At 51.8% G+C, this 26,676-nt stretch carries 20 protein-coding genes; 13 read left to right on the top strand and 7 right to left on the bottom strand.

What is annotated here, in order from left to right; translation table 11 throughout:
* Complete coding sequence (locus tag EHT87_RS26090) at positions 1 to 1,350, bottom strand: neutral/alkaline non-lysosomal ceramidase N-terminal domain-containing protein (protein WP_124909751.1); 1,350 nt, start codon at positions 1,348 to 1,350, stop codon at positions 1 to 3.
* A gap of 136 nt (positions 1,351 to 1,486) precedes the next feature.
* Here EHT87_RS26090 and EHT87_RS26085 point away from each other — a divergent pair, with 136 nt between their 5' ends.
* From EHT87_RS26085 to murI, 4 genes are read left to right on the top strand one after another with little or no spacing between them, the layout of a single operon-like run.
* Positions 1,487 to 2,302 (top strand): MlaE family ABC transporter permease, encoded by an 816-nt coding sequence (locus EHT87_RS26085; RefSeq protein WP_124909750.1) that lies wholly within the window; start codon positions 1,487 to 1,489, stop codon positions 2,300 to 2,302.
* A 3-nt stretch (positions 2,303 to 2,305) separates the two neighbouring features.
* Entirely contained in the window at positions 2,306 to 3,082 is a 777-nt protein-coding gene (locus EHT87_RS26080) for an ABC transporter ATP-binding protein (RefSeq protein WP_124909749.1), read from the top strand.
* A 49-nt stretch (positions 3,083 to 3,131) separates the two neighbouring features.
* The gene (locus EHT87_RS26075; protein WP_124909748.1) at positions 3,132 to 4,181 is read left to right on the top strand and encodes an MlaD family protein; all 1,050 of its coding nucleotides are present in this window, start codon (positions 3,132 to 3,134) and stop codon (positions 4,179 to 4,181) included.
* A gap of 19 nt (positions 4,182 to 4,200) precedes the next feature.
* Positions 4,201 to 5,025 carry a glutamate racemase gene (gene murI / locus EHT87_RS26070; RefSeq protein ID WP_124909747.1) on the top strand — a complete coding sequence of 275 codons (825 nt, stop codon included), beginning with the start codon at positions 4,201 to 4,203 and terminating at the stop codon, positions 5,023 to 5,025.
* 2 nt (positions 5,026 to 5,027) lie between these two features.
* On the opposite strand, the gene EHT87_RS26065 is transcribed toward murI, so the two are convergent.
* Positions 5,028 to 6,977, bottom strand: coding sequence for an LTA synthase family protein (locus tag EHT87_RS26065; RefSeq protein WP_124909746.1), 1,950 nt, complete (start codon positions 6,975 to 6,977; stop codon positions 5,028 to 5,030).
* Between the two features lie 174 nt (positions 6,978 to 7,151).
* A complete protein-coding gene (locus tag EHT87_RS26060) occupies positions 7,152 to 8,270 on the bottom strand; it encodes a hypothetical protein (protein WP_124909745.1) in 1,119 nt (372 codons plus the stop codon).
* A gap of 246 nt (positions 8,271 to 8,516) precedes the next feature.
* On the opposite strand from EHT87_RS26060, the gene EHT87_RS26055 reads away from it, so the two are divergent.
* Both EHT87_RS26055 and EHT87_RS26050 read left to right on the top strand, forming a co-directional pair.
* The gene (locus EHT87_RS26055; RefSeq protein ID WP_124909744.1) at positions 8,517 to 10,016 is read left to right on the top strand and encodes a capsule assembly Wzi family protein; all 1,500 of its coding nucleotides are present in this window, start codon (positions 8,517 to 8,519) and stop codon (positions 10,014 to 10,016) included.
* A gap of 266 nt (positions 10,017 to 10,282) precedes the next feature.
* Positions 10,283 to 10,807, top strand: coding sequence for a hypothetical protein (locus tag EHT87_RS26050; RefSeq protein ID WP_124909743.1), 525 nt, complete (start codon positions 10,283 to 10,285; stop codon positions 10,805 to 10,807).
* Between the two features lie 82 nt (positions 10,808 to 10,889).
* Here the strand turns inward: EHT87_RS26050 and tatC are convergent, their stop codons facing one another.
* From tatC to EHT87_RS26035, 3 genes are all read right to left on the bottom strand, one after another.
* Positions 10,890 to 11,765 carry a twin-arginine translocase subunit TatC gene (tatC, locus tag EHT87_RS26045; protein WP_124909742.1) on the bottom strand — a complete coding sequence of 292 codons (876 nt, stop codon included), beginning with the start codon at positions 11,763 to 11,765 and terminating at the stop codon, positions 10,890 to 10,892.
* Between the two features lie 106 nt (positions 11,766 to 11,871).
* A complete protein-coding gene (gene glyA / locus EHT87_RS26040) occupies positions 11,872 to 13,164 on the bottom strand; it encodes a serine hydroxymethyltransferase (RefSeq protein WP_124909741.1) in 1,293 nt (430 codons plus the stop codon).
* 199 nt (positions 13,165 to 13,363) lie between these two features.
* The gene (locus tag EHT87_RS26035; RefSeq protein ID WP_124909740.1) at positions 13,364 to 14,233 is read right to left on the bottom strand and encodes a helix-turn-helix domain-containing protein; all 870 of its coding nucleotides are present in this window, start codon (positions 14,231 to 14,233) and stop codon (positions 13,364 to 13,366) included.
* A gap of 143 nt (positions 14,234 to 14,376) precedes the next feature.
* Between EHT87_RS26035 and EHT87_RS26030 the strand changes: the two genes are divergently transcribed.
* The 7 genes from EHT87_RS26030 (at position 14,377) to EHT87_RS26000 (ending at position 25,732) form a co-directional block, all read left to right on the top strand.
* Positions 14,377 to 15,216, top strand: coding sequence for a phytanoyl-CoA dioxygenase family protein (locus EHT87_RS26030; RefSeq protein WP_124909739.1), 840 nt, complete (start codon positions 14,377 to 14,379; stop codon positions 15,214 to 15,216).
* A gap of 247 nt (positions 15,217 to 15,463) precedes the next feature.
* Complete coding sequence (locus EHT87_RS26025; RefSeq protein ID WP_124909738.1) at positions 15,464 to 17,635, top strand: protein-disulfide reductase DsbD family protein; 2,172 nt, start codon at positions 15,464 to 15,466, stop codon at positions 17,633 to 17,635.
* Between the two features lie 60 nt (positions 17,636 to 17,695).
* A complete protein-coding gene (locus EHT87_RS26020) occupies positions 17,696 to 18,613 on the top strand; it encodes a TIGR01777 family oxidoreductase (protein WP_124909737.1) in 918 nt (305 codons plus the stop codon).
* A gap of 127 nt (positions 18,614 to 18,740) precedes the next feature.
* Complete coding sequence (locus EHT87_RS26015; protein WP_124909736.1) at positions 18,741 to 20,687, top strand: polysaccharide biosynthesis protein; 1,947 nt, start codon at positions 18,741 to 18,743, stop codon at positions 20,685 to 20,687.
* 146 nt (positions 20,688 to 20,833) lie between these two features.
* Positions 20,834 to 22,042, top strand: a complete 1,209-nt coding sequence (locus EHT87_RS26010; RefSeq protein ID WP_124909735.1) for an acetyl-CoA C-acetyltransferase — start codon at positions 20,834 to 20,836, stop codon at positions 22,040 to 22,042.
* Between the two features lie 10 nt (positions 22,043 to 22,052).
* The gene (locus EHT87_RS26005) at positions 22,053 to 24,215 is read left to right on the top strand and encodes a 3-hydroxyacyl-CoA dehydrogenase NAD-binding domain-containing protein (RefSeq protein ID WP_124909734.1); all 2,163 of its coding nucleotides are present in this window, start codon (positions 22,053 to 22,055) and stop codon (positions 24,213 to 24,215) included.
* A gap of 20 nt (positions 24,216 to 24,235) precedes the next feature.
* Positions 24,236 to 25,732, top strand: a complete 1,497-nt coding sequence (locus tag EHT87_RS26000; protein ID WP_445478023.1) for a M28 family peptidase — start codon at positions 24,236 to 24,238, stop codon at positions 25,730 to 25,732.
* A 105-nt stretch (positions 25,733 to 25,837) separates the two neighbouring features.
* Here the strand turns inward: EHT87_RS26000 and EHT87_RS25995 are convergent, their stop codons facing one another.
* Positions 25,838 to 26,449, bottom strand: coding sequence for a porin family protein (locus tag EHT87_RS25995; protein WP_229321368.1), 612 nt, complete (start codon positions 26,447 to 26,449; stop codon positions 25,838 to 25,840).
* Positions 26,450 to 26,676 lie beyond the last annotated feature (227 nt).

The following is a 26,676-nucleotide window of genomic DNA, read 5'->3' as shown; positions in this document are numbered from 1 at the left end:
CTAAAGCTGATTCAGCAACCCTTTCATCATTTCCACAAAATACGCCCCGTTTTCCGGCCCGAACCAGTTCATCGTCAGGGTTTCATAGGAGTTTTTGTGGTAGTATTTGTCCGGTGTAATGTAGCCGACATACCCGCCATTGAAGCTCGTTACCATTAAGTTAAAGCCTTTGCGGTCCGCTTCCCGCCGGAGGTCGGCCACCAGTTCGCCCGAAAAATCGCAGGGCGTACCGAGCAAAACCGTCTGGCCGATGCGCAACGCTTTCAGATCGGAAGGATAATCGCCATACACGGAATGAAACAGCCAGCCGCGCACCCGCCAGTCGTCGGTCACCCGCGCCTGCGGTTCGCGCAATTGCAGCGGCAAGGTCAGGAGTTCCAGCGTGCTGTCCGTCTGCATCCGGAAGGTGGGTAAGCTGGGCGAAATCCGCGCCGTCAGCGTATCGGCATACGTTCGGATGGTGGCAAACTCGTCTTTCCCGGGCTTGGTTTTTGAGCCCGTGCTGCCAACGGAACCCGCCATAAAGGCCACAAAACTGCCCGATTGTTTTTCCAGCCGGTCGACCAGCGCACCGGGATAATCGCGGCTGAGGTACTGAAAATCGGCCGCCCGGAAAATCGTGGCATGAGCCCCAAACGTGCAGAGCAGCGCCGACTCGCCGGTATTTTTTTTCAATTTCAGAAGCCGTACTTCGCTGTCCACTTTTCCCTCGTCGTTCATGCGGTTGTAGACCAGGTCCGGGGCGTCGATTTCTGCGAAACCCACCTGCGCCGGAGCGAGTTGTTTTTGAGCCGAAACGATGGATTTCAAAATGGTGTCCGTAATGTGATCGACCACCCGTTGATCAAAATCTCCCGAAAACAGTTCGCCAACCAATCCGGGCGCCCAACCGCCCAGGCTATTGTGGCTGTGAATGGCACCCGTGAAGATATTCTCCCACCGAAATCCGATTTCCGGCAATCTTTTTTTGAGTTGTTCGGTTACGGTTGGGGGGGTAATCAGCAAATCCAGCGCAATAATGGCTACTTTGGTGCCGCCGTTGTCGAGAACAAGGGTTCGGACATAAATAGAATCGCTGACGGTGGACCAGTGTTTTCCTTTTCGCGCCCCGTAGCCGCCCGTTGGGGTGGTGAACGAAGGCGTCAGGTTGACCTTCGCCCAGCCCGCCCGCAAACCCGTCTGCGGATTGGGTGGTGGGGCTAAATTCAGCAGTTGTTGCCGCGTATGTTTGTAATACTCGGTTTTTCGATATGGGTCGTCGTCGACCGGAGCCAGGCTAGCGGCTAAAAAAAGGAGAATGGCCCCGATCAGGCCCAACACCAATTTGAAGAAGATACGGAGGTATTTCATGATTTTCGAATACCAAAACTAACAAAATCTAACCTTGTATCATCAAAACCAGTTAATAGATTGAATTTATTCTTTTCGGACCGTATGATGCTGATTATACGTTCTTTGTAAAACCGACAGGTGATTAATTTAACGGATGCAAGCCAGCACGACCTCTTCCAAAAATGACACGTCCGCCAAACCGGTGGTTTCCCGGCGGCTCGACCGTATGTTTCTGGCTCTCAACGATGTGGCATCGTTTGTAGGGCAGTTTTTTAAAGAAGTATTTGTTCCGCCATATGAAGGCAAGGAAATTATCCGGCAATGTTACGAAGTGGGGGTTCGCTCGCTGCCGCTGATTTCGCTGACGGGTTTTATCACCGGTATTGTGTTTACCAATCAGTCGCGTCCGTCGCTGGCTACCTTTGGCGCGACCTCCTGGTTGCCTTCCCTGATTTCCATTGCGCTGGTTCGTGCGCTGGCACCGTTGGTAACGGCCCTGATTGCAGCCGGTCGGGTGGGGTCCAACATCGGTGCCGAACTGGGTTCCATGCGGGTTACCGAGCAGATTGAAGCGATGGAGGTTTCCGGAACCAACCCGTTCAAATTTCTGGTGGTTACGCGGGTTATTGCCACCACGTTCATGATTCCGGTTCTGGCGATGTTTTTCGTTTTTCTGGGCGTCATGGGTTCTTACGTCAATGTGGCCCAGAACGAAAAAACCAGTTTCATGTCCTTTATTGAAACATTTTTCAGCTCCATTTCTTTTCTGGACATCAATTCGGCGGTGATCAAAGCGATTATGTTCGGCTTTACCATCGGGATGGTTGGTTCCTATAAAGGGTATAATTCCTCAAAAGGGACTGAAGGGGTGGGAAAAGCCGCCAACGCATCCGTGGTCACGTCGATGTTTCTGGTTTTTATCGAAGAACTGCTATTCCTCCAAATCATAAATGCCATTCGCGCTGCGTAACGCATGACTACCGTAAAAACAGAAAATAAACAGCGGGAGGCCGTTATCGTTATCCGGGACCTGAAAATTTCTTTTGGCGATTTGCACGTATTGCGGGGCGTCGATCTGGATCTTTATCAGGGGGAAAACCTGGTTGTACTGGGGCGCTCCGGCACGGGAAAGTCGGTATTGATCAAGATTATTGCCGGTTTGCTGCAACCCGATCAGGGCACGGTCAAGGTGCTGGGGCAGGATGTCGACCAGTTAAATAGCCGGGAACTGGATGCGTTGCGGCTGAAAATCGGGTTTTCATTCCAGAGCAGTGCTTTGTACGACAGCATGACCGTTCGCGAAAATCTGGAGTTTCCGCTCATCCGCAACGTTCGTAACCTCAGCCGTTCGGACATCGACAAGGCCGTGGAAGAAGCGCTGGCCGATGTTGGGCTGAGCCAGACCATCAACCAGATGCCGTCGGAACTGTCGGGTGGTCAGCGAAAGCGGATTGGGATTGCCCGGACGCTGATTCTGAAACCGCAAATTATGCTCTACGACGAACCGACGGCGGGTCTGGACCCGATTACGTCGACCGAAATTAATAACCTCATCAACGAGGTAAAAGAACGCCACAATACGTCGTCGATCATCATTACTCATGACCTGACCTGTGCCAAAACCGTCGGTGATCGCATCGCGATGTTGCTCGACGGGCGGTTTGAACGACAGGGAACCTTCGAGGAAGTTTTTGAAGATTCGAACGATGAGCGCGCAAAACAGTTCTATGAATACAACTTTGTTAATTAGGGATTTAGGTACTAAAAAATACGTAATCCATACCTCAAAAAGACATTAAATGAAAGCTGCAGAAAATAAGCGCGCCATTTCCGTCGGTATTTTTGTTCTGGTCGGAATTGTCATTCTGATTACCGGAATCATGGTGCTGGGCGGTCAACAGAAACGGTTTGTCAAAAGTATCCGCGTCAATGCCATTTTCGACAACGTTGGCGGTTTGCAGGCGGGGGCGAATGTATGGTTTTCCGGCGTTAAAATCGGAACCGTCCGCAAGATCCAGTTCTACGGAAACTCCCAGGTGGAAGTGACCATGAACATCGAAGAATCCGTCCAGCAGTACATTCGCAAAGATGCACTGGCGGCCCTGAGCACCGATGGGTTGATCGGGAACAAAATCGTAGAAATCGTCGGGGGCAGTAAAACCGCCGGCACCGTGGAGGATGGCGATATTCTGCACGCCAAAGCCGCCCTGAACACGGACGAAATTATGGCGACCTTGCAGAAGAACAACAACAACCTGCTTCGGGTGACGACCGATGCCAAAAATATTCTGGACGAAGTACTGAAAGGAAAAGGCATGGCCGGGGCGGTTTTGCGGGATTCGACCATGGCAAACCGGTTCAAAAGTACGATTTCCAACTTGCAGGCGGCTTCGAACGGGGCGGCTCAGGCTACCAAGTCACTGGCGCAGGTTTCGTCGTCACTGACCCAGTTTTCGAGCAAACTCAATACGAAAGGTACGCTGGCGAATGATCTGGTGTCCGACACGGTGATTTTCCATGATTTGCGGGCGTCTTCATCCAAGTTGCGGCAGGTGTCGGGAACGGCGGCTGAGGCTACGGAAAATATCAAGAAAGCAAGCGATAAACTCAACAGCAGCGACAATGCGATTGGCATTCTGCTCAACGACCAGGCCGTGAACAAGAACCTGAAGAATACGATTCGCAACGTGGAAAGCAGCAGCTACAAACTGGACGAAAATCTGGAAGCGTTGCAGCATAATTTCCTGTTGCGCGGTTTTTTCCGGCGTCGGGCCAAGGAGCAGGCCAAACAAAAAGGAGCCGCCACGACAACGGCCACGGCGACCACCGACACGAGCGTACAGAAGTAAGAAGCTGTATATTTGCCGCATGTCAGAATCCCAACCCATTGGCGTTTTCGACTCCGGCTACGGCGGTTTGACGGTGTTGAAGTCCATTGTCCAGCAACTGCCGCACTACGATTACGTCTATCTGGGCGACAACGCCCGCACGCCCTACGGAACACGCTCGTTCGAGACGGTGTATCACTACACACTCGAATGCGTTCAGCACTTGTTCGACAAGGGGTGCCGGCTGGTCATTCTGGCTTGTAACACGGCTTCGGCCAAGGCGTTACGGAACATTCAGCAGCTCGACTTGCCCATCATTGCGCCGGATCGCCGGGTTCTGGGTGTTATCCGGCCCACCACGGAAGTGATCGGAAATTACTCCAAAACCGGTCACGTCGGGATTTTAGCCACGCGCGGAACGGTTACCTCGGAGTCGTATGTCGTCGAAATTGAAAAGTTTTTTCCGGCGCTGAACGTCTACCAGGAAGCGTGTCCGATGTGGGTTCCGCTGGTCGAAAATGGCGAACACCGCGATCCCGGTGCGGATTATTTCGTAAAAAAACACCTCGACCGGCTTCTCAACCAGTCGCCGAATATCGATACGCTGCTGCTGGCCTGCACGCATTACCCGCTTTTACTCCCCAAAATCCGGCAGTTTGCGCCCGCCGACCTCACTATTCTGAGTCAGGGCGATATTGTGGCCAACAGTCTGCGGGATTACCTGCACCGCCATCCGGAAATTGATGCGCAATGCAGCAAAGGCCAGTCCCTGACGTTTTACACGACCGATTCTGCCGAAGAATTTGAGCAGAAAGCCGGTTTATTTTGGGGAAAACCGGTGCGGGCCGCGTGGTTGAAGTTGTAAGCTTAATTGATTTTCGGTAACGTTGGTTTTACCAGAACCCGGCCGGCAAATGATCGGGTATCAACGGTATTTGGGTCAATGAACCGGTTGTCAATCAGGCCATTCCGATACGATTGGATGGTTGCCTGTAGCTGTTGTTGCAGGTGTTGCCGGCGTTTCTCATCCCGGAGTTGCCGGTACGTTCGGGCATCATACAGAACACCGGGGCCATCGAGCGGCATTTCTAAATACACCCCTTCCTCGACCAGCCGAAACCTACCGTTGGCGTACTGAAATGCCTGCCCCGGCGCACAGGTCAGCACCGACTGCCCGAACGGTAAAGGCGGATGCTCGTGAAGCTGGAGATAATGCAAAACCGTCGGCAGGATGTCGGTATGCTGGCAAATCCGGGCCGTGTCGGTTTGCTGTTTAAGGGCCTGCACAACCCGACGGTCAGCGTGGAAAAGCAGCAACGGAACCCGGTAGGCACCCAGCGGATTGGCATACGTTGGTTCGGTATTGGCCTGCGTATGGTCGGCCGTTAACACAAAGAGCGTCTGGCTAAACCAGGGCTGTTGCCGGGCCGTTTCGAAAAACCGGCGCAGGGCGTAATCCGCATATCCGACGCTTTCGTGAACTTCCGCTTTCCCCTTCGGGAACCGGTTTTTGTGCCGGGCCGGAATGGTATAGGGCATGTGGGAACTGAGCGTAAACAAGACCGCTCCAAACGGCTGCTTCGACTGATTTAACTGCCGGGCAACATTTTGAAGATACGGTTCGTCGAAAATGCCCCAATTGCCGTCGAAATCCCGTTTTCGCAACGAATCCGGATATTCATTCAACCCGTAATACTGCTGAAAACCGGCTTGCTGCGAAAATCCTTCGAAACCCATCGAGCCATTGCGGGCCGCGTGGAAAAAGTGGGTCTGGTAACCATTTCGATGCAGGATGTCACCTAACCCTGTAAAACGGTTCGATTGATACGTCGACGTAATGAAAGGTTCGTCCATGAGTTGCGGAATGGACGCGGTAATGGCCGGAACCGCCATGATCGACTCGCGTCCGTTGGCAAAACTGTTGGTAAAAAACACACTTTGTCGCGCCAGCGAATCCAGAAAAGGCGTGTAGCCTTGATACGGATTGCCATATCCCATATACTCCTTCGCAAAACTTTCCAGAATAACAATAACGACATTTTGCGGGGGTTGGATGGGAAGGCGAAGCGGGAGCGGTGCCGGGTGATGAATCAGCGACCAGGCGGTTTTGGGATTTGGAAAAAACGCCAGCCGCTCGGTGCCGACGGCGTCGATCGACGTCAGAAAAGTAAAGGATGAATTGAGGGTGAGGTTCCCTAAGCTACAGTCATTCAGCCGGAAAGCCTGATTGGCGCGCAGCGGTTTTTCCTGAAATCCGCCCCGGAAGATGAGAATACTTAGACCCAGAGCCAACGCCAGACCCGCCCAGCCCGGCAGCAGGGACAGGCGGTTTGGCGGGTCCGTCGGCATCCGGTTCGGATACGTTCGCCATAGACTCAGGGCCATTCCCGCAAAAATCAGCGGTACATACCAGTAGTGCGCGATCAGCGAAGGCACCTGATCGGTAATATCATCGCCCAGTTCGAGTACGTTGAAAATGCTCCGGCGACCCGTGAACCGATAATAGTTTGCATCGATCAGGTTCAGCGCCAGCAGCGGGAGATTGACCGCAAAATACAGCCCTTTCAGGAAACGGTCCCACCTACACGTTGTCGACCAGCCGAAAGGCAGGAGTGAAAAAAAGGTAAATAGAAGGTTGCTAAGCGCAATAATCGACCAATCGAAGCGAATACCGGGGATGAATGATCCGAGTATGGCCTGAAAACCAGCGTTTTGGAAGGCATCCCGGTTATAATACCAGAAAAGAAACCGGCAGGCCGTGTAAGCCAGCCAAAGCAGCCCGAGCCGTTGCAGCCACAGGCTATAGGATTTTTTCATGAATTTACGGTGGTATCGCACTAAACCGTAAAGGTAGCAAAAGAAACCACAGGACCGAATTTCTACTGAGCAACCGGTAACGGACGGCTGATGACTACGCAAATCCGCCCGCGCTGGTGATCAGAAATTCGTCAGGCGGTTTCTGATTACCAGCGCGGGCGGAGGGCCAACCCGTCAGTTTATTTTTAAAACCGTATAAGCCGCCTGGTTCGGCTGGCGGATTTGCGGACCAACTTTTGTGGCCGCGCGGTCGTCGTCGTGAATCACCAGCAGGTGGTTGGCGTCGATCAGCGTCAGGTCTTCGGCTTTGTGGTTAAAATGAACCGGCTGGCCGGTTGCGTCGCGCACCACGGTAAAAGGCCGGTTGTTCAGCAGGGCGTCGGGCGTCGCCGTCCAGAGGTACGCGTCCAGTTGGCCGTTGATTTCGATGGACGTCAGGAGCCAGAACAGCTTGCGCGTACGGTCGTATTCGAGACTCGACAGGGCCAGTGGTTTGGGTAAACCGGCAACCGTCGCCGGGTCGAAGTCGGCCACGATGCGCCAGTCATTCCGCAAAGCCAGCCGTTCGCCATCGGCGGTTTTTTCCACGAAAAACGGCACCGTCACGATGCGGACCCGGTAGTCGAATTTGTCGTATTTTTCACCCTCTTCCCGAATCCCGAACAGCAACAGCGAATCCATCACGGCCAGTCCTTCTACTTTGAAATACGGCATTCCGTTCGGAAAAGCCGGGCGGTTTTGGGCCAGTACGTTACCGAGTTGTTCCCGGAAAGCGACGGAGTTTTTCGCACCCGGTTGGGGAGCCAACACCTGCGGATTGGCTTCGTTGCCCTTCTTCCAGTACAAAATGGTGTTGTAGCTATCCCAGTCCGTCGAACCCGGCTTGACCCGGTCGAAGGCGGTGGTTAGGAAAACATAGTCGCCGTTGGTCGCAAAATCTTCGTATTTCCGGGTGGTCCGAAACGCTTCGGCCAGCAACGGAGTCGGCCGAACGGTGGAATCGGCAAGGGCTTTCCAGGGTTTGGTGAAGACCGGGCTCAAACCGGCGGGCATGTCTTTGTCATTGGCGACGTAGACCGTGCCGTTGTCGAACAAAACCGCCGAAGCTTCGCACCAAACCGGGCTGCCGTCGGGCATCTTCGTGCCAAAATCACAGCAGGAAAGCAGGTTTTCGGTTTCAAGGGAAGCACTCAACACCGACGTCGATTTGTCGGCGGCTTTTCGGCCGGTTTTACACTCAACCAGCGAAAGAGACACCAGCAACAGGCTGGCCAGAACGAAATGGGTTTTCATTTGATAAAATCGGGAATACTGAAAATGGCAGATCTGACTAGCAAAGGTAGCCGCAAAGTCTTTAGGAGGGTGTTCTTGCAACACTTCTTCGATGCTCCGCGTATCGTCAATATAGATAAAAAGGTTAGAATTACATGCCCCGGTGCTTGCTGGGGTTTTGTTTTTCAGGAGTTTACGGAAAATAGGCCAACAAGAAAGAGTTTTACTCTATATATTTACGCTTGTACCTAAGGAGTAACATTCTGCATGAAGCAACTCTACCCGATTCTTCTGACCGGATTTATTTTCTCTCATACGGTTTTTGCTCAACCACTTTCCCGGCAACAAAGCCGGTTTTATGCCGAAATTGGGGCGTTAGCCTCTTCCACCGACCGTACGCCTTTCTGGCTTCGGGCCAATCAGTTTGGCAGTGTGCCGCTATCGGCTCCGTTCGGAACGCTCCGGGTTGGTGTGGCCGGAGCGGTGTTGCTCAGCGATACCACCGGTGGCCATCATGCCCGTCGTAACCGCCCCTGGACGTTGGAATACCAGGTTGAAGCGGTTGGAAATGTCGGAAAATCAAGCCAGTTGCTGGTGCCGGAAGCCTATGTTAAACTGGCGCACCGGGGCATCGAATTTGTTGCGGGACGTCGGCGCGAGGTGATCGGTCTGGTGGATTCCACCCTGTCGTCCGGTTCCTATGCGTGGTCGGGCAATGCCCTGCCTATTCCCAAAGTGCAGTTTGGCACGCGGGGTTTTACGCCACTGGGTCGCCGGGGCTGGTTGTCCATAAACGGTTTTATCGCGCACGGCTGGTATGCCAAAACCTGGTATCTGCGGCATTCTTTCCTGCACCAGAAGTCACTGATTTTCCGGATCGGAAAACCGGCTTCGACCGTTCGCGTGTATGCCGGCATCAATCACCATGTGCAGTGGGGCGGTCAATCCGATTACATCGACCCAAAATTTGCGGTCGATGGAAAACTGCCCGGCCGATTGGCGGATTTTCCGAACGTGCTGTTTGCCATCCGAACCAACGGGCTCAACAATGATCGCCTTACCTCCTTCGATTATATCAACTTATACGGCAATCACCTAGGTTCCATCGACTTTGCCGGCGAACTGCGGTTTCCGGCTGTCAATTTGTTTGTATATCACCAACACGCTTTCGATGATGTGACGGGTATGTTTTTCAAGAACTTGCCCGACGGCCTGAGCGGTATTCGACTGCGAAATACCCATCCGGTTGCTTCCGGTTTTCAGCTGAACGAAGTGTTGCTGGAATTTCTGACCACGCTGAGCCAGAGCGGACCCACGTTGTACCAAACGAATAAACCCTGGAAAGGAGCGGATAATTACTTCAACAACTCGCAATACCGGCAAGGCTGGACGTACCAGGACCGGGTGATTGGCACGCCATTTCTAACCCGTCGGCAAGACATTCAGGCGGCTTATCAAAATTCCAGTGACTGGGCTATTGTAAACAATCGGGTTCAGGTCTATCACGCGGCCCTGCGGGCGACGCTTGCCCGGCAGATCGACTTGCGCGTTAAACTATCCTACAGCCGAAACTACGGTATTCCTGAAGTTTTTCTGGCAGGTCAACCCCGGCAGCTATCGACACTGGTGCAGGTTGGCGTTCCGCTACGCTGGCTCGGCGGATCGTATCTGACAGCCGCCTTATCGGCTGACGCGGGTCAGTTGTACGATGACGCTGTGGGCGGTTTTATTGGGCTGCGAAAAACCGTCTGGGGCGGAACGAAGTAAATTCCCGGGCTTGATTCATTTCTTTTAGGAGATCCACAAAATTAAATGGCGATTTGTCCGTTGTAGGATTGCCACCTGAACGGCGTAGTAGACGTTTACCACTTAAGTCGCTTTTTATACGCTTCAGTTTATGGTTTCCCCAGTTGGTTCTTTTAACGATTTGATTCGCATCATTTGGTTACCACTTTTGTATCATCGTGATGGATGGCACAGTCGACCTCTTTCCCGAACAGTAAACAACATCAGGAAGTAACCGGCACTACATTGTGAACAAAAAAGAACTTTACACCTTTCTCGTACTTTTCACGGTTTCAACACCCTGCTTTTCGCAGATAGCCCGGAAAATCAATGTCATGCTCAATATGGGCATGGGAATGCAATCCTATGATTTGGGTGGATTGTGTAACGGTGCTTCCTTTGAACTGGGTTTTTCGGAAAAGATCAGCGCCGGTGGGTTTTTTGACTACGCCCTGTATGGTACAAAGTTTGGCGATCACCGGTGGAAAGCGCAGTATCTCAGCTACGGTGTCCGTGGTTCCTACCATCTGGCCAAAGTTCTGGCCATCGGAAATGATAAATTTGATCCTTATGCGGGTTTTTCGGTGGGCACGCGCAGTTCCATTCACCGGACCCGAACCGAACAGAACAGCTATTTTATTCCTTATCCTACCGGTATTTTTCCCGGCGTACACATCGGCGGATTCTACCATTTCAGCAAAAAAATTGGCGGATTCACCGAATTAGGCTGGGGCACAGCCGCCGTCCGGTTGGGCATAACCGGGAAATTCTAACGTACCTACGGACTTTAAACCGTATTTTTCTACCAGTTAAGGCAGAGAATATAAATACAGACTAAAGTCCGTAGGTACGTTATCAATCTTCGTAACCGTCGCTCTTCATCAACGCCTGTTCTTCTTTCAGCCGCATCCGCTGGACGTAGCCAGACACCCAGATACTGACTTCATAGAGCAAAACCAGCGGTATGGCTACCAGAATCTGGCTGTACACATCGGGAGAAGGGGTAATAACGGCAGCCACAATCAAAATGACAACGAGGGCATGACGGCGGTATTCCCGCATAAACTTGGGTGTCAAAACACCAACTTTTGATAACACAAACGCCACAATCGGCATCTGGAACGTCAGTGCACAACCCAACGTCAACGTGGCCAGCGTAGAAATGTAAGAGGTAATATCAAATTCGTTGACAATACTTGGGTCGAGCTGGAAGTTAGCTAAGAAATTGATTGCCAAGGGCGAAACGATATAATAGCCAAAAAGTACGCCCATCATAAACAAGGCCGTCACGTAGAAAACCGCTCCCCGTGCCGCTCGGCGTTCCGACATTTTCAGGCCCGGCATGATAAAACGCCAAACTTCCCAGAAAGCATACGGGAAAGCAAACAGCAGCCCAATCATCAGCGATGACGTCAAAGCGGTCGTAAATTGGCCGGCCATCTCGCGGCTTTGCAGCGTGAAGTTCAGTTTCTCAATGCATAAATCCGTAAAACCGGTTTTTTTCGATAGCTCGCACATCATGCGGTAGGTCCAAAAACTGGTTTTGGAGGGCGCCAGGATAACACCATCGTAAATTTCATGGATGTAAATGAAAGCCAGGATCGCAAATACGACAATCGATCCAATGGCCCGTACAATGTGCCACCGAAGTTCCTCCAGATGTTCAAGGAAGGTCATTTCGCCTTCTTCAACCTCGCTCTCGCTATCAAACTCTTGGTCTATGGGATTCATTGAAGTAAATGAGTAAATGAGTGAATGAGTGATTGAGTGAATAATCTGTAAAAGGATCGGATTCCCGGCAAACCATTCACTCAATCACTCAATCACTCATTCACAATTAATTATAAAGTGGAAACGCTTTCATCCAGGAATTGATTTCTTCTTTTATCACCTGAATTTTAGCTTCATTATCGTGGTTCATCAGCACGTCGTCTATATATACGACAATTTGCTCCATATCAGATTCTTTCATACCGCGTGTGGTTACGGCCGCCGTGCCTACCCGCATCCCCGATGTGACCATTGGGGATTTGTCATCGAAAGGAACCATGTTTTTATTGATCGTAATATCGGCTTTGATGAGCGTGTTTTCCGCCAGTTTTCCCGATAGTCCTTTCGATCGTAAATCGATCAGCATCAAATGGTTATCGGTTCCGCCCGAAATAATTTTATACCCTTTCGCTACAAAAGCCGCGGCCATAGCCTGCGCATTTCGCTGAATCTGATTGGCATAATCGCCAAATTCATCGGATAAAGCTTCGCCGAACGCAATGGCTTTAGCGGCAATAATATGTTCCAGTGGACCACCCTGTGTACCCGGAAACACGCCCGAATCGAGCAACGACGACATCATCCGCAAATCACCTTTGGGGGTTTTGATGCCAAACGGGTTTTCAAAGTCATTCCGCAGCATAATCATCCCGCCACGTGGTCCGCGCAGGGTTTTGTGCGTGGTCGTGGTAACAATGTGGCAATGATCCATCGGATCGTTGAGCAACCCTTTGGCAATCAGGCCGGCCGGGTGCGAAATATCCGCCAGCAACAACGCCCCCACCGAGTCGGCAATGGCGCGCAAACGAACGTAATCCCAATCGCGGCTGTAGGCCGAAGCGCCACAAATCAACAGTTTGGGGCGTTCGCGGTGGGCCGTTTCTTCTACGGTATCATAATTAATTACACCGGTTTCCTGCTCGACGCCATAAAAAGTGGGCCGAAAATATTTTCCTGAAATGTTGACCGCCGAACCGTGGGTCAGGTGACCACCGTGCGACAGGTCGAAACCCAGAATGGTATCGCCCGGTTTCAGGCAGGCCAGAAATACCGCTGTGTTGGCCTGAGCGCCCGAATGCGGCTGTACGTTGGCCCACGAAGCTCCGAACAGTTCTTTCACCCGGTCGATTGCCAACTGCTCGATTTGATCCACCACTTCGCAGCCGCCGTAATACCGTTTGCCGGGTAAGCCTTCGGCATATTTATTCGTCAAAACCGTTCCGGCCGCTTCCATCACTTGTTTGGAGACGAAATTTTCGGAAGCGATCAGTTCAATACCGGATTCCTGACGGTGCTGTTCTTGGGCGATCAGCTCAAATACCTGCGTATCACGGATAATGGGAGAAACGAGTGTCGACATAATAAACGGTTTGCCGAAGCGGTTGGTTATTAACAAGTTAACGATATAGTTGACGCCCTACGGATCGCACGGACGCCCCTGCTCAGTCCGTGAAATTTTTAAATTAGCAACTAAGAAATACGGACTAAACGGGGGTGCCCGTGCGATCCGTAGGTACGTACTACAAAAGTACGGAGAAAAACAGCATTCTTGTTGTCTTCTACTTATTATGTTGCAGCGACTGGTATTTCAGGGGCGTCGTACCGTTATGCAGTTTAAATTGCCGGTGAAAATGCGAAATATTGTTGAATCCGCATTCCAGACCAACCTGACTAATGCTGAGATCCGACTGCACCAGCAATTTACGGGCGTGGCTGATCCGCAGTTCGTTGAGATACTCGATAAACGATTTGCGGGTCCGCTTCCGGAAATACCGGCAAAAAGCTGCCGGAGCCATACCCGCCACGGAAGCCATATCGTCCACCCGGATTTCTTCCCGAAAATGGGCCAGCATAAAGTCGAGTACCCGTTTCATCCGCTCGGTTTCGGCTTCACTGGCTTTCAATTCATAATTGTCGCTCGCCAGCATCACGGCGTTGGGGTCGTCGGTGAGTTGTTGCAGGAGATAAAGCAGGCGCAGTAACCGTTCGAGACCGTCGCAGAGCAACAACCTTTCCAGAGCAGGTTTTACGTCAGCCGCCTTTTCGACCCCAAACCGCAACCCATACCGGGCCTGATTTAATAAGGCGATAAGCGGTTGTGTTTCCGGTAATTGGGGTAATACGGTATCGCCCAGCGTCCTGGAAAACTGGACCACGATGGCTTCCGCCTGCTGGTCCGAATCCGGGTGGTAATATTCATCATCATTGCGCCAGAAGTGCGGTAAATCGGGTCCTAACAACACCAGGTCACCGCTGTAGAAGGGTTCAATATGATCACCGACAAACCGTTTGCCGTGGCTGCGGATGATATACGTCAGTTCATATTCCGGATGAAAATGCCAGGGAGCATCAAAATAAGGCAGCCGGACGTGCGTCACCCGCAGGGAAGTGTGATCTCCCAGTTCAATTTTTTCAAATAAAGCTTTCACAACATGCAGTATTTTTACTCTTGGGGAGTAATAAGGGGAACATAAAGTCAAAATTATACACTTATTGGAATAATAATTAAATTTTTACAAGAAACAATTGAACCAATTTTGTACTACTGATTTTTCCTAAACCCATTGCCCGTATGCAAGTGACCGTTGATACCGCTTCTTTAGCACAGGAACTGAATGAAGACTACATTGTCAGTCCGGAAGCGATCGCGTTTTATCAAAAAAACGGTTATGTAAAGTTAAAACACGTGCTTAGCCCGGAAGTTCTCCGGCATTATGGCGATGTGATTACCAAGCTGGTAATTAAGCTAAATACGTTGACCAAGTCAATGGAGGAACGCACGACTTATGAGCGGGCGTTTCTCCAGATTATGAACCTCTGGCGGGAAGACGAAACGGCCCGGGAGTTTGTCTTTTCGCGCCGGCTGGCCAAAATCGGGGCCGATCTAATGGGCGTCGACGGCGTCCGGCTCTACCACGACCAGGCGTTGTATAAAGAACCGTCGGGTGGCTTCACACCCTGGCACGCCGATCAGTTCTACTGGCCCCTGTCGTCGCCCAAAACCGTTACCGTCTGGATTCCTTTGCAGGACACCCCCATGGAAATGGGACCGCTGGCCTTTGCCGAACAAAGCCAGGGCGTGGAAATTGGCCGAAATATTGAAATAAGCGACGAAAGCGAGCGATTGCTGGCCGAAGAATTAGCCAACCAGAATTTCAACATCAACGATACGCCATTTGAACTGGGCGAAGTGAGCTACCACGCCGGCTGGACGTTCCACCGCGCCGGGCCGAACACCTCCAGCACCCCGCGTAAAGTGATGACGATGATTTACATGGATAAAGACCAGACTATTTCTAAACCCCAAAATACGTATCAGGAAGCCGATTGGACGACGTGGCTGGGTAGCTACCCCGTTGGCAGCAAACCGGAAAGCGAATTAAATCCACTGCTTTTCAGTCGTGCGGAATAGATAAGAGAGTTTAGACAAGAGAATACAGACTGATGGCCTTCGTAATCGAATTAGTCTTCTTTACTCTTCTGTCGTTGCTCTTTTGGCTCTTCTAAAGCTTTTGACTAAAATATAGGTTGGTTGTGTAGAACACCCCGCTGGAACTCCGGCAGGGTGTTTTTTTTGCTGTTCGATGATTTGTGAACGGATTGGAAATATTTTTGCAGAAATCGTGTTGTAACATTGGGCAAATTAGTAAGCCATTGATATGAAACAAGTTGGTAGTTTTTTCTCTTTTTTGACGGCTTTTTTTGTCGTGCTGACGGCTGCAGCACAAATTCAACCCGATCCAACGCATTGGACCTTTACCGCGTCAAAAACCGACGCCAGGGTTGGTGATGTGGTTGAAATCCGGATGAATGCCACCATTGATAAAGGCTGGCACATGTACGCATCCGATCTGAATCCGGATATTGGCCCGATTCCGACCACCCTGAAATTGAAGGAAAACGGAAGTTTCGAAAAAGTGGGCGCCTTTGCCTCGCTCGCTCCAAAAGAAGAGTTTGAAGAAGTCTGGAATAGCAAAGTACGGTTTTTCGAGACAAAAGCCGCGCTGGTTCAGAAGGTCAGGATCCTGAAAGCCAACCCGGTTATCGAAGGCACCCTTGAATACCAGACCTGCTCCGGAACCAATTGCCTGCCGCCCACCGAACACGAATTTACGGTCCGTATTAAAACGGCCGGTGTTGCTTCTACGCCCACATCAGGAACTCCGGCTACTTCGACCCTTGCGTCGAAAACCGCAGCATCGGAGCCGGTTTCGACGAATCGGGACACGACCCGTTCCCGTGTTGCGGTTGCGCCTTCGGCCGAAGCTGTAGGGGCTGATTCAGAAACGGTAAAGCCCGCCGAAGCGCCGGTGGCCGATCCGCAACTCGCCCTTGATGAGGCCAAAAAGCCTGAAGAGTCGTTGCTCGGTTTTATGATTGCGGCTTTTCTGTCGGGTCTGCTGGCATTGCTGACGCCCTGCGTCTTTCCGATTATCCCGATGACCGTCAGCTACTTCACCAAACAGGATCACGGTTTGTGGAAAGCGGTTCTGTATGGTTTGTCCATTATCTTTATTTACGTGCTGATCGGAACGGTGGTTTCCCGAATCAATGGTCCGGCTTTTGCCAATTTTGTCAGTACACACTGGCTGCCAAATGTTCTGTTTTTCGCTATCTTCTTCATTTTTGGCCTGTCTTTTCTGGGATTGTTTGAAATCGTCCTGCCGAATTCGCTGGTCAATTCAATGGATGCCAAAGCTGAAAAAGGCGGTATTGCCGGTATTCTGTTCATGGCTTTCACGCTGGTGCTGGTGTCGTTTTCCTGCACCGGGCCCATTGTCGGCAGTTTGCTGGTAGCGTCGGCGGGGGGCGAAGTGGTAAAACCCATTGTCGGTATGGCGGCATTTTCGGCGGCTTTTGCCATTCCGTTTACGCTGTTTGCGGCTTTTCCGCAGTGGCTCAAAAGCTTGCCCAAATCGGGGGGCTGGCTCAATTCGGTAAAAGTGGTTCTCGGTTTTCTGGAACTGGCGCTGGCCCTGAAATTTCTGAGTATTGCCGACCAGGTTTACCACTGGAATCTGCTCGATCGCGAAGTTTATCTGGCTTTTTGGATCGTTATTTTCGCTTTGATCGGTTTTTATCTGCTCGGGAAAGTTCGTTTGCCACACGACAGCGAAACCAAAACCGTCAGCGTGCCGCGTCTTTTGCTGGCCATTGTCACGTTCGCGTTTGTCGTTTACATGATTCCTGGTTTGTGGGGAGCACCCCTGAAAGCCCTGGCCGGTTATTTACCGCCCGAAACCACCCAGGATTTTGGGTTTCGGAGCACTAGCGGTTCTGCCCCCGAGCCGGATGCATTGGGGGAAAAACCGAAATACAGCGAGCTGTTTCGCTTACCGCACGGACTTCAGGGCTTTTTTGATTACAAACAGGCACTGGCCTATGCGGCAAAAGTGAACAAGCCGGTTTTTATTGATTTTACCGGACACGGTTGCGTGAATTGTCGGGAAATGGAAGCCCGGGTTTGGTCGGAAGAGCCGATCATGCGCCGGTTGCAAAACGATTACGTCATTCTGGCGCTGTATGTCGATGACAAAACCGAATTGCCCGAATCGGCCTGGTACACGTCGACCTACGATAAAAAGCAGAAGAAAACCATCGGAGCACAAAATGCCGACTTGCAGATCGTGCGTTACAACAACAATGCCCAGCCCCATTATTGCCTGGTAGACCACACGGGGAAACTGTTGGTCAAACCCAAAAACTACGACCTGGATGTCAATAACTTTGCCGGTTTTCTGGACGAAGGCAAGCAGATTTTTGCAGCGTCGGTAACGCTTCCGGCGGCTTCATCGGCCCCAAACCAGCCGGTATTATCAGCTTTGAAATAAGAAGGGTCAGGTAACAAATCCATTCCACGTTTGGTTAAACCATGACCATCCTCTATCGTCATGGCAAAAACTATTCTGATTACCGGCGGCACCGGAACCATCGGCCGCCGGCTTACCCACCTTCTGATTCAGCAGGGCTTTCAAGTTTCGCTTCTCAGTCGCTCGGCGGCAAAAAAAGAGATTTCGAACGTAACGGTTTATCAGTGGGATATTGATAAAGGTCATATCGACCCGCAGGCCATTCTGACGGCCGACCACATTATTCACCTGGCCGGGACTGGCATTGCCGACGAGCGCTGGACCGACCAGCGCAAGCAGCAGATTATCGAAAGCCGAACCAAATCGACTCAATTATTGGCCAGTGCCCTGCGCTCGGGCAAACACCACGTTCTGTCTTTTATAGCGTCGTCGGCCATTGGCTATTATGGGGGCGACACCGGCGATCGCCCGCTGACCGAAACCAGCGAAGGCGGCAGTGATTTTCTGGCGCAGGTGGTTCGGGCCTGGGAGCGTTCTGTCGATGAAATTGCCGGGCTGGGCATTCGGACGGTCAAGCTCCGGACCGGAATTGTGCTGACCATGGAGGGCGGGGCATTGCCCAAACTCGTGCAACCCATTCGCCTGGGAGCGGGTGCTCCCCTGGGTTCGGGGCAGCAGTATATGTCCTGGATTCACATCGATGACCTCTGCCGGATGTACCTTCAGGCGACTACCGAAGCGCATTGGCAGGGAGTTTATAACGCAGTTGCGGCCAAGCCTGTGACTAATGAGACCTTCACACGTCAAATAATAGAACTACTCGACAAACCTCGTCTTTTGCCCCGCGTTCCGGCTTTTGCCATTCGGTTACTTTTTGGCGAAATGGCGATTGTCGTCTTGGGAGGTAATTATGTGTTAAACAAGCGGATACGGGAGGAAACCACATTTAAGTATTTATTTCCGGATTTATTACCAGCCCTGAAAGACCTGTTGAAATAAGGAAATGATACGAATTTAGAATGATTATTTTTACTAATTTATAGTTGATTGTATTAGCAAATAACATAAATTCATTTCTAAATAGAATTTGAAACGGGTGAAATAGCCGTACTCACCGACCTGTAAGATGATTGAACTCTTCTTAAAAACAACAGCTACGCGTTTCGTGTCCAGCTATCTGGTGTTAAGCATCGATGTACTGATTTGTATTGTGTCGTTCTCGGTTGCTTACCTTCTGCGGTTTAATTTCGAAACAAGTGAGCTGAACCGGGCCGATTTTCTGTATTGCCTGAGTAGTGTCGTAAGTATTCGGTTTCTGTTTTTTTTACTGTTTCGGCCGTATCAGGGCATTATTCGACACACCAGCCTGGAAGATGTGACGTTACTGGTTTATGCCGTTACCATTAGTGGCGTAGTCACTGCGGTTGGTTCATTGCTGATTTGGCATCTGTCAGACCAGGTGCATTTTTATATTCCACTTTCCATTCTACTGATCGATTATTTTTCCTGCCTGGTATTGTTGTCGGTTAGCCGGTTTATGGCCAAAGCGTTGTATTGGACCCTAAGGGCCAGAAACGGAAGGGTTCGTCAGCCGGTTTTGATTTATGGTGCGGGCGAAACAGGGCTATTAACGCGCAAGGCATTGGCGCAGGATTCAGCACAGCACTATGTAATCCTGGCTTTCATTGACGACAATCCGTACAAAATTCAGAAAGTAATTCAGGGGATAAAGGTGATTTCGCGGCAGGAAGCCTACGAGCGTTACATCCGAAATCAGGCTGTTCTGCCGCAGGTAATTTTAGCCATGGGAACCGCCGATTTACTTCAGAAGAATGAAATAACGGAGTTTTTTCTCCACCATCACGTCAGTGTCAAAACCATTCCGACCGTTGGGCAATGGATCGACGGCGAACTGAAATCTTCGCAGATTCGGGACGTTCGGATCGAGGATTTGCTGGGACGGGCTGCCATTCAGGTTGTCAATCCGGCCATTGGCGAGCAAGTGCGCAATCAGGTTGTGCTGGTTACGGGAGCTGCCGGGTCCATCGGGAGCGAACTGGTGCGGCAGGTACTCAGCCATAAGCCACACACCATTGTGTTGCTCGATCAGGCGGAGTCGGCCTTGTTTGATCTGGAATTCAATTTGCGCAGGGAGTATAAAAGCGTAGTGGAAGTTACCAAATTGATCCTGAAAATTGGCGATGTGGCCGATGAAGTGCGGATGCATCATATTTTCCGCGACGTTAAACCGGATTTTGTCTTTCATGCAGCCGCTTATAAACACGTTCCGCTGATGGAGCAACACCCATACGAAGCCGTACGGGTCAATGTGCTGGGCACTCAAATCGTGGCGGATTTGTCGCTCAGATTCGGCGTCCGGAAGTTTGTTATGATTTCGACCGACAAAGCCGTTAACCCAACCAATGTGATGGGGGCAACCAAACGGCTGGCCGAAATGTATGTGCAAAGTCTGAATTATCAGGGTGGGAAACTACCGCAAACCCGGTTTATTACTACCCGGTTTGGTAATGTACTGGGGTCAAATGGTTCGGTGGTGACCGTTTTCCGGCAGCAAATTCAGACCGGCGGACCGGTAACCGTTACGCACCCGGACATTATTCGCTACTTCATGACGATTCCTGAAGCGTGTCAGCTGGTACTGGAAGCCGGAACAATGGGAAAAGGGGGCGAAGTCTTCGTTTTTGATATGGGCGAACCCGTCCGGATTGCCGATTTAGCCCGAAAAATGATTCATCTTTCCGGGTATAGTGCGGGAAAAGAGATCCAGGTGGTTTATACCGGTCTGCGCCCGGGCGAAAAATTGTTTGAAGAGTTATTAAATACCAACGAACGGACTTTACCGACACACCATCCTAAAATCCTGATTGCCCGCGTCAATACACCGGATGTAAAAGAAATAAAAGCCGTTTTAGAAGAGCTACGCTATCGGTTAGTCGAAGGCGATGCGAACAAATTAGTGCATATTATTAAGCTGGTAATCCCCGAATACATTAGCAAAAATTCAGCCTTCACGGCCCTTGATGCCCGGAAACCAATAACTGCTGCGCTGTAAGTACGGAAAGACCTGCCCGGGCGAAAAGAAATGCTTCGGTTGCCGTTCGATTTTACGTTAATTAGTTGCGGCCTACCCGCCATACCGGTAAGTTTGTTTTTCGATACCGTATGCGAACATACGGTTTTAAACAAGCACAAACCCGTATGGCCCAAGCCTTCATTTATGACGCTGTCCGGACGCCCCGTGGCCGGGGCAAAAGCGACGGTTCCCTCCACGATGTTCAGCCAATTCAGCTGCTGACCCATGTTCTGCGTGAACTCAAAGACCGCAATCAGCTCGACACGGCTCTCCTCGATGACGTAATTATGGGCTGCGTAACGCCCATTGGCGAACAGGGTGCCGACATTGCCCGTACGGCCGTCATCGAAGCCGGTTACGCCGAAAGCGTCGCCGGCGTTCAATTAAACCGCTTTTGCTCCTCCGGACTCGAAGCCATCAACATGGCGGCAGCCTATATCATGTCGGGACAGTTCGACGCCGTCGTGGCTGGCGGTGTGGAATCCATGTCGCGCGTGCCCATCGGTTCCGACGGCGGTGCGCTCTTCATGAATCCGCAGATTGTGGCCCGGCATGCCATCGTTCCGCAGGGGATTTCGGCTGATCTGATTGCAACCAGATACGGTTTCAGTCGCGCCGATGCCGATGCATTTGCGGCCGAATCCTACCGCCGTGCCACCCTTGCCCAGCATGAAAACCGGTTTGGCCGGACGCTTGTCACAATTAAAGATGAACTCGGCCTCACCCTGCTCGACCGCGATGAAGGCGTACGGCCCGGTACCACCGCCGAAAGCTTATCGAAACTAAAACCGGCTTTCGAAGCGATCGGGAAGGCGGGTTTCGATGCGCTGGCCTTGCTAAAATATGCCGATCTCGCCCAGATTGACCACATTCACCACGCCGGAAATTCTTCGCAGATTGTCGATGGAGCCGCCGGAATTCTGATCGGCTCGAAAGAATTTGGTGAAAAAACCGGTCTGAAACCCCGCGCAGTCATCAAAGCCTTTGCGGTTATTGGTACCGAACCGACCATCATGCTCACCGGCGTGGTTCCGGCGACGCAGAAAGTACTGAAAAAAGCCGGTATGCAACTCAGCGACATCGATCTGTTTGAAGTAAACGAAGCCTTTGCCGCCGTTCCCCTGCTCTACATGGATAAACTGGGCGTCGATCACAGTCGGCTGAATGTCAACGGCGGAGCGATTGCACTGGGGCATCCGCTGGGTGCCACCGGAGCCATGATTTCGGCCACGCTCCTGGATGAGCTGGAACGAACCGGCCAGGAAACCGGTCTGGCAACGCTTTGTGTCGGCGGAGGAATGGGTGTCGCCACGGTTTTTGAACGCATAAACTAAGCCCTTGACCATGATTAACTATCGTATCGACCGAAACGTGGCCATTCTGAGCTGGAACATGACCAGTTCGCCGATGAACGTTCTCAATGACGACTCCATTCCGGCGTTCGAAGCGGCCCTGCAACGGGCGTATGACGATCCGGAAGTAAAAGGAATCATCATTACATCGGAAAAAAATGAATTTATTGCCGGGGCTGATCTGAAGATGATTCTCCGCAATACTGATAAAGATCCGGCCGAAATGCTGAAAGTTTCGGCGGACCTAAACCGGGTTTTTCGTGCTATCGAAACGTCCGGGAAGCCGGTGGTGGCCGCCATCAACGGCACGGCTTTGGGCGGAGGGTATGAAGCCTGTCTGGCCTGTCATCACCGCATTGCGCTCGATAACCCGAAAGCCATTATCGGTTTGCCCGAAGTGACGCTCGGTCTGCTGCCCGGCGGGGGCGGAACCCAGCGATTGCCCCGGATGCTCGGCATGGAAGCCGCGCTGCCGTTGCTGCTGGAAGGCAAACGGGTAAGCCCGAAAGAAGCCCGGGCGCTGGGGATGATCGACGACCTGGCGGTTTCCCGCGAAGAACTGCTGGAAAAAGCGTTTGCGTGGATTAATGCCAACCCCGAACCGTTGCAGCCGTGGGACGAGCGCGACCGAAAAACCGGTCGAATCGTCGGAAAGGAGAATGTTAAGGTGCCGGGCGGAGCGGTCCAAAGCCCGGTGGGCGCGCGGGTGTTTAGCGCGGGAACAGCGATGGTGATGGAAAAAACGCGCGGCAATTACCCCGCACCTCTCGCCATTCTGTCGTGTGTCTACGAAGGGTTACAAGTCAATATCGACCGGGCTCTGGTGATCGAGGCCCGGTATTTTGTAAAGGTTGCGACGACGAAAGTGGCCAAAGGGCTGATCCAGACGATGTTTCTGGGGTTAAACGAAGTTAACAAAGGCATCAGCCGTCCGAAAAACAGTCCGCCCACGGAGGTCAGGAAAGTCGGAGTTCTGGGTGCCGGTATGATGGGGTCGGGCATTGCCTATGCCGCTGCCATCGCCGGTATTGAAGCAGTTTTGAAAGACGTGACGGTGGAAGCGGCCGAAAAAGGCAAAAATTATTCGCGAACGGTTTTGCAAAAAAACATCGAGCGCGGAAAAGGAACGCCCGAAAAGGCCGAAGCGGCTTTGAGCCTGATTAAAACAACGGCCGATGCCGAAGATCTGCGGGGCTGCGACCTGATTATTGAAGCGGTTTTTGAAAACCGTGAACTGAAAGCGCAGGTGACGCAGGAAGCCGAACCCATGTTGGCGGAAGCGGGCGTTTTTGCGTCGAATACGTCGACCCTGCCGATCAGCGGACTGGCCCAGGCATCGGCCAAACCCGAAAATTTCATCGGTCTGCATTTCTTTTCACCAGTCGATAAGATGCAATTGGTGGAAGTCATTGTGGGGAAACAGACGTCGGACTATGCGCTGGCTTTTGCTCTGGACTTTGTGAAGAAAATTCGCAAAACGCCGATTGTCGTCAACGATTCGCGCGGCTTTTACACGTCGCGGGTGTTCACCACCTACACCTCGGAAGGAATGGCGTTGCTGAAGGAAGGCGTCAATCCGGTATTGATTGAAAATGCCGGAAAAAACGCCGGTTTTCCGGTGGGTCCGCTGGCGGTTTCCGATGAGGTTTCGCTGGATCTGATCTGCAAAATTTCCGGGCAAAGCATCGAGGATGGTGCGTTGGACGAGACCGATACGGCTTATCAGGTGGCCGGGAAACTGGTGGCGCTGGGCCGGTTGGGCAAAAAATCGAAAGCGGGTTTTTATGCCTATCCCGAAGGGGAAAAGAAACACATTTGGCCGGGTCTACAGGAAATCTTTCCGCTGGCCGACAGCCAGCCTTCGGTTGAAGAAGTTAAAAAGCGGCTTTTGTATCGCCAGGTGCTCGAAACCGTCCGCTGTTTTGAAGAGGGTGTGATTCGGACGCAACTGGATGCCGACATCGGTTCGATTCTGGCCTGGGGTTTTCCGTCGTACACCGGTGGAGCGCTGTCGTTTGTCGATTACGTTGGAATTGCGAACTTCGTATCGGAAGCCGACCGGCTGGCCGACGCCTACGGAGACCGTTTCCGACCAACCCAGACGCTGCGTGAAATGGCCGAAAAGGGAAAAAGTCGCTTTGAACCTACCAATTAACAACCATACACTTCACAATGATGCCGAAAACATACGGTTTCCTGTTAACCGGTTTTTTACTTTCCGCCATCGCGGTGGCCCAGCCGGTGGCTAAACTTCCCGAATCCAAACTAAGCCGAACCGAACTCGAAGCGCACCTGCGTTTTCTGGCTGCCGACGAACTGCAGGGTCGGCGGACGGGCGATCCGGGCAATTTCATAGCCGCCCGTTACCTGGCCGAACAGTTTCGGGCACTGGGTCTGAAACCGGTGGCCGGGCAACCGGATTATTACCAGAAAGTGCCTTTTCTCCAGTCGAAGCCGGCGGCTTACGGCAAGCTGCTGATTGGAAACGATTCTTTACAACTCGGCAAACAGTTTGTGGTAGTCAGCGGGCCGGAAACCAATCTGAAAGCCGGGACGGTTTATGTAGGCTACGGCCTGACCGAAGGTGCCGATGGCTACAACGGGCGTGATGTACGGGGCAAAATCGTCGTTGCGCAGGTCGGTTCGCCGGACGCCACCACCAACCGCGGCTTGCTGGCGGCTTCGGAACAAAAACGAAAAATAGCCGCCGAAAAAGGCGCCGTTGGCCTGATTGAACTCTACACGAGCGGAACGTATCCGTGGCCCATTATCACCCGGGCTTTGCAGAATGAGCAAATGACGCTGGCACCTGCTACACCCGTGCCCACGCTGCTGCACCTCTGGGTGGATAACGGTAAAAACCAGTTAACCGGTTTGAAAGATGCCGTTCAAACGGTTTCGGTCCAGACGTCGGGACGGGCGCAGCGGATCGTCGATGCGGTAAATGTGGCGGGTGTAATTGAGGGCACCGATCCGAAACTGAAAAATGAATACGTTTTGTTGTCGGCGCATTTCGATCATGTGGGCATTGGCAAACAAGGCGGTCGGGAATATACGTCGGCCGACAGCATCTTCAACGGCGCGCGCGACAATGCGTTTGGAACGGTTGCCCTCCTGGCGTCGGCGAAGGCTTTGCAGGCCCAACGCCCAAAACGTTCAATCTTGATTCTGGCGTTGACGGCGGAGGAAATGGGATTACTGGGCAGCCGGTATTACGCCGAACACCCGTTGATACCGCTGAAACAAACGGTATTTAACCTCAACAGCGACGGCGCGGGTTACAATGACACGACGCTGGTTTCGGTGGTTGGGCTGGATCGGACCGGCGCGAAAACAGAAATTGAAACCGCCAGTAAAGCGTTTGGATTGAGCGTTTTTGCCGACCCGGCTCCCGAACAAAACCTGTTCGACCGTTCCGACAACGTCAGTTTTGCCGTGAAAGGGATTCCGGCACCCACCTTTTCGGCCGGATTCAAAAAGTTCGACGACGAATTGATGAAGTATTATCACCAGCCGGCTGATAATCCGGAGACGGTGGATTTTGGCTATCTGCTTAAATTCAGCCAGGCTTTTTCGTATGCGGCCCGGCTCATTGCCAACAAGCCAGCGCGACCGCAGTGGGTTGCGGGCGACAAATACGAAGCGGCTGCCAAAACCTTGTACGGCCAATAACGTATTTACGGAACGCACGGGCGGCTCCGTTTAGTCCGTTTTTTCTAAGCAGATTAGAATTAGAAAATACAACTATGGACTAAACGGGGCCGCCCGTAGGTACGTTTAGTAATTCCGTCCGACGCCGAAGCTGTAACCGACCGTAAATGAGAGGGTTGAGTTGCCAAGCCATTGGGGTGACTTCTTGACATCGGTAACGCCGAGCGTATACCGGGCGTCGATCAGAAAACGCTGACGATCTCTAACCTTGAAATTGGCCTGAAACCCGGCTGTTGCGCCTAAATCAACGGATTCGAACTCATCTTTGTCATCCGCATCCGCATAACTTGTTCCCCGATCAATCGTTTTGGTTCGTTTGGCATTCAACAGAACCCCCAGCGATGGACCAACGAAGATGTTGGGACGGAAATTTCCGCTCAAATTCAGATAATACCGGGCTACGACCGGGATTTCCAAATAATTGAGGTGCTGGATATGGCTGCTTCGGTCGCCGGGATTATCATATTTGGCGCCCCGCTGTGAATACAGGACATCCGCCGAAATACCGAAGTGATTGATGGAACTGTAACTGACAAATCCACCGGCGACCAGGCCCAGTTTCGATTTGAAAAAATCGTCTTTGCCATACAAACTCGAAACATTCAGTCCAATGCGTGGGCCGGCACTCCAGCGTTGCTGGGCCAAAAGGGTTGACGCGCTGGCCAATAGAAACATCATTCCAAATACTATTCCTCTTTTCATTGTGCAATTTAGTCGAGTCATTCGAGTGAAGTAAGTTTGATTAGCATTCAATACAACTGTTCCGGCTGTTAAATGTTTTTTAACCGGCTAAGGGGCGCAAAGATAACGGTTTCGCTAAAACAGTGACGATTTAAAAGTCCCGTTTGATCGGAAAAAAACAGCATGGCCCCTGGCAGGTTTTGATAACCTGCCAGGGGTACAGG

Source organism: Larkinella knui (assembly GCF_003858645.1).
In the GTDB taxonomy this organism is placed as follows: domain Bacteria; phylum Bacteroidota; class Bacteroidia; order Cytophagales; family Spirosomataceae; genus Larkinella; species Larkinella knui.
This window is presented reverse-complemented; position numbering and strand designations above follow the sequence as displayed.